Source organism: Kitasatospora sp. NPDC058190 (assembly GCF_042883685.1).
Taxonomy (GTDB): domain Bacteria; phylum Actinomycetota; class Actinomycetes; order Streptomycetales; family Streptomycetaceae; genus Kitasatospora.
In genome coordinates, this window is record NZ_JBHVVI010000236.1 from 1 (window position 1) to 6,000 (window position 6,000).

General features: G+C 71.6%; 4 protein-coding genes and 1 pseudogene. 2 read left to right on the plus strand and 3 right to left on the minus strand.

What is annotated here, in order from left to right:
- A pseudogene (locus ACFVWU_RS44090) lies at positions 1-706 on the plus strand (MFS transporter); the annotation flags it as partial.
- Between the two features lie 142 nt (positions 707-848).
- Complete coding sequence (tnpC, locus tag ACFVWU_RS44095) at positions 849-2,294, plus strand: IS66 family transposase (protein WP_387632188.1); 1,446 nt, start codon at positions 849-851, stop codon at positions 2,292-2,294.
- Between the two features lie 181 nt (positions 2,295-2,475).
- Here the strand turns inward: tnpC and ACFVWU_RS44100 are convergent, their stop codons facing one another.
- The 3 genes from ACFVWU_RS44100 to ACFVWU_RS44110 form a co-directional block, all read right to left on the minus strand.
- Positions 2,476-4,206, minus strand: coding sequence for a hypothetical protein (locus tag ACFVWU_RS44100; RefSeq protein WP_387632189.1), 1,731 nt, complete (start codon positions 4,204-4,206; stop codon positions 2,476-2,478).
- A gap of 704 nt (positions 4,207-4,910) precedes the next feature.
- The gene (locus ACFVWU_RS44105; protein WP_387632191.1) at positions 4,911-5,234 is read right to left on the minus strand and encodes a hypothetical protein; all 324 of its coding nucleotides are present in this window, start codon (positions 5,232-5,234) and stop codon (positions 4,911-4,913) included.
- Positions 5,235-5,303: 69 nt separating this feature from the next.
- Positions 5,304-5,633 carry a hypothetical protein gene (locus tag ACFVWU_RS44110; protein WP_387632192.1) on the minus strand — a complete coding sequence of 110 codons (330 nt, stop codon included), beginning with the start codon at positions 5,631-5,633 and terminating at the stop codon, positions 5,304-5,306.
- Positions 5,634-6,000 lie beyond the last annotated feature (367 nt).

Genomic DNA, 6,000 nt, shown 5'->3' on the forward strand with positions numbered 1-6,000 from the left:
GGGCCTGCTGCTGCTCAGCGGGCTCGGCCAGGGCATGTTCTCGGCGCCGAACACCTCGGCGATCATGGGCAGCGTGCCGCCGGAGCAACGCGGCGTGGCCTCCGGCATGCGTGCGACGTTCCAGAACTCGGGCATCGCCCTGTCGATCGGCCTGTTCTTCTCGCTGATGATCACCGGCCTGGCCACGACGCTTCCGCACACTCTCGACAGCGGCTTGCGGGCACAGGGAGTGCCGGCCGAGGCGGCCGGCCACCTGGCCGGGCTGCCGCCGGTGAGCACGCTGTTCGCCACGTTCCTCGGCAACAATCCGATCGGCCACCTGCTGGGGCCCAGCGGTGTCCTGAGCACGCTTCCCGCCCACAACGCCCAGACCATCACCGGGACGCGGTTCTTCCCCGAACTCATCTCCGGCCCCTTCCACCACGGACTCGTCATCGTCTTCAGCACGGCTGCGGTCATGGCCCTGGTGGCCGCCTGCGCCTCCGCGCTGCGTGGCTGCCGGAACAGCACCGCAACAGACCAACCGACCAGCCCAACGCAGGACTCGACGAAGGAACAGGAGAGACCTGCTCCGGTGCCTGGCCGCGCCCCGCACGCGTCCGGCCGCAGTCCCGGGCCGCCACCAAGACCACAGAACCCAAACGCCAACAGCCACACTCGCCAGAGTGACCCCGCGAAAACGGCGAAACTCGAGTTACCGGCATGAGTGCCACGAATCCGATGACCATCGAGAGGACCATGGGCAGCGCGATCCACAGTGAGCCGTACACCTGCCGGGAGGTGACTGATTTGGTGCTTCTGGCACGCTGAGTTGATCTCGGCGTTCTGCTGGTTGATCATTGGGTCTTGTGTCCGGGACCCCGCCGCTGCCGAGCTATGCGGAACTGGGCGCACTCGTTGGCGAGTTGCGGAGCGAGCTGGCTGCAGCCAGGGCGGAGATCGCTGAGCTGCGGGCGGAGAACGCGGAGCTCAAGCGGCGTCTGGGGATGAACTCGAAGAACTCGTCCAAGCCGCCGTCCAGCGACGGGCTTGCCCGCCCGGCGTCACTGCGCGAGCCCTCGGGTCGCGGCCCGGGCAAGCCCCGCGGCGCTGCCGGGGGCTCACTGATGCAGGTCGACGCACCGGATGCGGTCGAGGTCCACACCCCGCAGGAGTGCCGGGGCTGCGCGGGCGACCTGGCGTTGGCCGAGGTGGTCTCTGTCGAGCGGCGTCAGGTCTTCGACCTGCCCGAGATCCGCCTGCGGGTGACCGAGCACCGCATCGAGCACCGCCGCTGCGTGTGCGGGCAGGTCACCGCCGCCGCCCCGCCAAACGCGCCGGCGGCCCCGGCCCAGTACGGGCCCCAGTTGAAGAGCCTGGCCCTCTACCTGCTCACCCGTCAGCACCTGCCCTACGAGCGGTGCGCCGAACTGCTCGCCGACGTCCTCGGCGCCGACGTGGCCACCGCGACCCTGCTCGGTGGGGCCGGACAGGCCGCCGACGCGGTCGCCGAGCACACCGAGGCCGTGCGGCGACAGCTTGTCGAGTGTGAAGTGGTCGGCTTCGATGAGACCGGCACCCGCGTCGCCGGCCGCACTTGCTGGGTGCACACCGCCTGCACCCGCTCGCTGACGCTCTACCTGGTCCATGCGTTGCGCGGCGTGCAGGCGTTCGAGGCCATGGGCGTCCTGCCACACTTCACCGGCGTCGCCGTTCACGACGGCTGGAAGCCCGACAAGACCTACACCGACGTAGCCCACGCCCTGTGCAACGCGCATCACCTGCGTGAACTCGCCGCTGTCGTGGAGAACGCGCCCGACGGCCGCCCCGAGACCTGGGCCGGGGGCCTCGCCACGCTGTTGGTGGACACCTGGGACGAGGTCGAGGCCATCCGGGCCGCACACCCGCACTCCACCGGCTTCACCGTGGCCACCCTCGAACGCCTGGCCGCCCGCTACGAGGAGATCGTCGCCGCCGGGCGGACCTCGCACCCGGCCCGCGCCCCGGGTGAGCCGCGTGGCAAGCGGTCGAAGGCAGCGAACCTGCTCGAGCGCCTCGACACCGAATGCGACCAGGTACTGCGCTTCGCCTTCGACTGGCGGGTGCCCTTCGACAACAACACCAGCGAGCAGGCCATCCGGATGGCCGAGATCCAACAGAAGGTCACCGGCGGCCGGCGCACGGCACTGGGCGCCGAGCGCTTCTTCACCGTGCGCGGCTACCTGTCCACCGCCGCGAAGCAGGGCCACAACCTCCTCGACGCCATCGCCCGGCTCTTCGACGGCCCAGGCGCCTGGATCCCCGCCCCGACCTGACAGCACCGAGACGGGGACACGTAAGCGGCGGCGCGTTCGCGCTGCCCCTTGGCCCCTGCGGCCCCGGCCGGGCGTGTGGCCTTGCGGGTGTTCCGGTTCGGGGCGGCAGGGCTCCCGTTGCGTTCGCCTATTCATGAGTGGCCGGCCCGCGGGGGCCTGATGGGGAGGATGGTTTGGCCGGTCAGTGGGGGGACAGGACCGCGACCTCGTGACCGAAACCGACCACGAGCCGCCCGTCTGGAGCCACCGCCAACGCCTCCACTGGTGCGGGGAACCGCAGTTCCGGCCCCAGTTGCTCGCCGGTGGCCGGGTCCCATACCCGCACCGTGCCCTCGTCGTCGCGGTCGGCGACGGCGACCGGACGGCCTTCCATGACTCCGATTGCCGCCTCCCGCCCGCCTTGCAGGGGGTCGCCGATCTGTTGGCGGGTGGCCAGGTCCCATATTCGTGTGGTCCCGTCGGCGCCGTTGGTGACGGCGACCGGCCGGCCGTCCAGCACGGTCGTTGCCACCGCCCGCACTGCTTGCGTGTGGCCTCGCAGGGGGTTGCCGATCTGCTCGCCGGTGGCCAGGTCCCACACCCGCACCGTCCCCCACTCGCTGCCGGTGACGGCGACCGGCCGGCCCTCCACCACGCTCGTCGCCACGGCAGACACTGTGCGGTCGTGGCCGTGCAGGAGGGCGCCGATCTGCTCGCCGGTGGCCAGGTCCCGCACCCGCACCGTCTTGTCCTCGCCGACGGTGACGGCGACCGGCCGGCCCTCCACCTCCCCGGTGGCCGCCGCCAGCATCCTGCCGGTGGGGCGGTGCACCGGCTCGCCGATCGGCTCGCCGGTGGCCAGGTCCCACACCCGCACCGTCCCGTCCTCGCCGCCGGTGACGGCGACCGGCCGGCCCTCCAGCTCCCCGGTGGCCACCGCCCAGATGTCTTCGCTGTGGCCTCGCAGGGGGTTGCCGATCTGCTCGCCGGTGGCCAGGTCCCACACCCGCACCATCCCGTCCTCGCCGCCGGCGACGGCGACCGGCCGGCCCCCCACCACCCCGGTGGCCACCGCCCACACCTCCAGGTCATAGCCTTCCCAATGGCCTTCCAGGGGGTCGCCGATCTGTTGGCGGGTGGCCAGGTCCCACACCCGCACCGTCCCGTCCTTGCAGCCGGTGACGGCGACCGGCCGGCCGTCCACCACCGCCGTCGCCACGGCAGACACTGTGCGGTCGTGGCCGTGCAGGAGGGCGCCGATCTGCTCGCCGGTGGCCAGATCCCATACCCGCACTGTTTCGTCGTAGCCGCCGGTGACGGCGACCGGGCGGCCCTCCACCACGCTCGTCGCCACGGCAGAATATGTGCGGTCGTGGCCGTGCAGGAGGGCGCCGATCTGCTCGCCGGTGGCCAGATCCCACACCCGCACTGTCTCGTCGGCGCCGCCGGTGACGGCGACCGGCCGGTCGTCCACCACCGCCGTCACCACCGAGAACACCGGGCCGTCATGGCCGTGCAGGAAGCCGCCGACCTGCTCGCCGGTGCCCAGATCCCACACCCGCACCCTCTTGCCGTATCCGCCGATCACGGCGACCGGCCGGCCCTCCACCACGGCCGTCGCCACCGCACACACGTCTTCGACTCCCCGCGGGCCTTCGTGTACCAGCACGCCTTCGCCTACTAGTACGTCGCCGACCTGCTCGCCGGTGCCCAGATCCCACACCCGCGCCGTGCCCTCGTTGTCGCCGGTGACGGCGACCGGACGGCCTTCCACCACCCCGGTTGCCACCGCCTGCAGCCCGCCGTCGTGGCCTACCAGCGGCTCGCCGATCTGCTCACCGGTGACCAGGTCCCACACCCATACCCCCTCGTCGTCGCCGGTCGTGACGGCGACCGACCGGCCGTCCACCACCGCCGTCGCCACCGCGTTCACAGGGGCCCCGTGGGCGTCCATTACGTGCCGGACCCGAGCATCGACCTGGGTACCGGTGGACCACTCCACCCCCCACCGCGGCGCAGGCTCGCCCGCCACCACAACGGCACTGATCCGCGCCGCCAACTCCACGTCCCCGTACCGAGCCGCGTCCAGTGCCAGGAACTGCCGACGCACCCCCGCCGTCGCATCCCGGTGCACATGTGCCGACGCCCGGTACACCGCCGCCATCAAACGAGCCCGCGGATCCGCCCCCGAATCCAGCAACCCCCATACCCGCGCCGGATCGCCGTTCACCAACAACCCCAGGTCCGTCCACCACGCACCCGCCACCACCGGACCGGTACCCGAACCACCCTCACGCCCATCACCATTCATGATCGGCACCGTAGACGCACCCGCTGACAACCACCACTTCCGGCACACGCCCAGGCCCAGACCTCATGACATCACGTCGTTCCACCGACACCGGCAACCCCGCACCCCACCCCGGACACGACACGTACTACAGTCGCGGCGCCGGGCGGCTGACGCGCGGTGGCCGGGGGCGGCAGCCGGAAGCTTGACGCGCCTTGTCGCACCGGGACCCGCGTCGGGCACAACCGGGGACCCCGCGGCAACCTGCGGGCAGGCCAACCGGCTCTACCAGCGCGATCGGACTCTGATGCACCGGCTCGTCGCCCCTCCCGCCCTCACCGGACCGCTCACCGCCCTGCTCGGTGGCGATCAGCGCCGGTCACCTCGACCTCACGGGCCTTCAGGCCGTCCGGCAGCTCCATCGCTCCGGGTGCCGAGGGCGCCGGTACGGACGCCACCGACTGCCGTTCCATCACCCGGCTCTTCGACGGCCGAGGCGCCCGGATCCCCGCCCCGGCCTGACCACCAAACCAGTCACGCCGGGAGAAGGTCTCGCGCAGCATCCCCGCCGACCGGCGGGTGCCCTCCGCCACCCCGAGGCCGTCGATCATCATGGCCGGCAGCGCCAGGTAGGTGGCGGCAGCCCATCCGGCGCTGAACAGTTCGTTCATGATCCAGCCGACGATCGGGATCCGCTCCAGCTGTCGGATGAGCAGCAGAATCGTCGTGTTGAGCAGGCTTCACGCCAGCAGCCGTCGCCAGTGCCCCAGGGCTCGCCGGTAGTTCACGCCGATCCGGGCGGGCTCTCCCCGCAGCACGTCATCGACCGCGCAGATCATCGCGGCACTGCAGAGGGTGAGCGCGAATCCCAACAGGAGATAGCCGACTCCCAAGGAGATCACATCGAAGGTGGACGGCGACGGCTCGGCCCAATCCCGAAGGAACGCCGGCACCGCCACGCCACCGGAGATCAGCGCCAACGCGGCACCGCTGAGCAGTGGGAACACCAACAAACGGCGGCTGTTTCGTAGCACCCCGAAGGACACACGAACGGGCTGGACGGTGATCACGAGAGGTCCTCCCACGGGTGATCATGCTTCGCCGACGCGCCAAAGGCTATGCCAGTCGCCAGTGCCGCTCACCACGGAGCACCACCGTCACAAGCCAGAACGACCGTTGCTACTCGCGACACGGAGTGGTCTTCGCGGCCGTTCCCCTGGTGCTGCTGCCCGGACAGCACTGAACGACCGGCTGCCCGCTGCGGCTGCGCGGGCAGCCGGACCCGGCAGATCGGGGGCGTGGGGGGGGGGCGGGGGGGGGCCGCCGGGGTGGTTTTTGGGGGTGGGCCCCCGGGGCCGGCCCACGGCCCGCTGGGCCACCGCCCGGCGCCGACGGCCGGCGCGGCCGGTCTCGCCGCTCAGGTGGTAGCTGCTCACG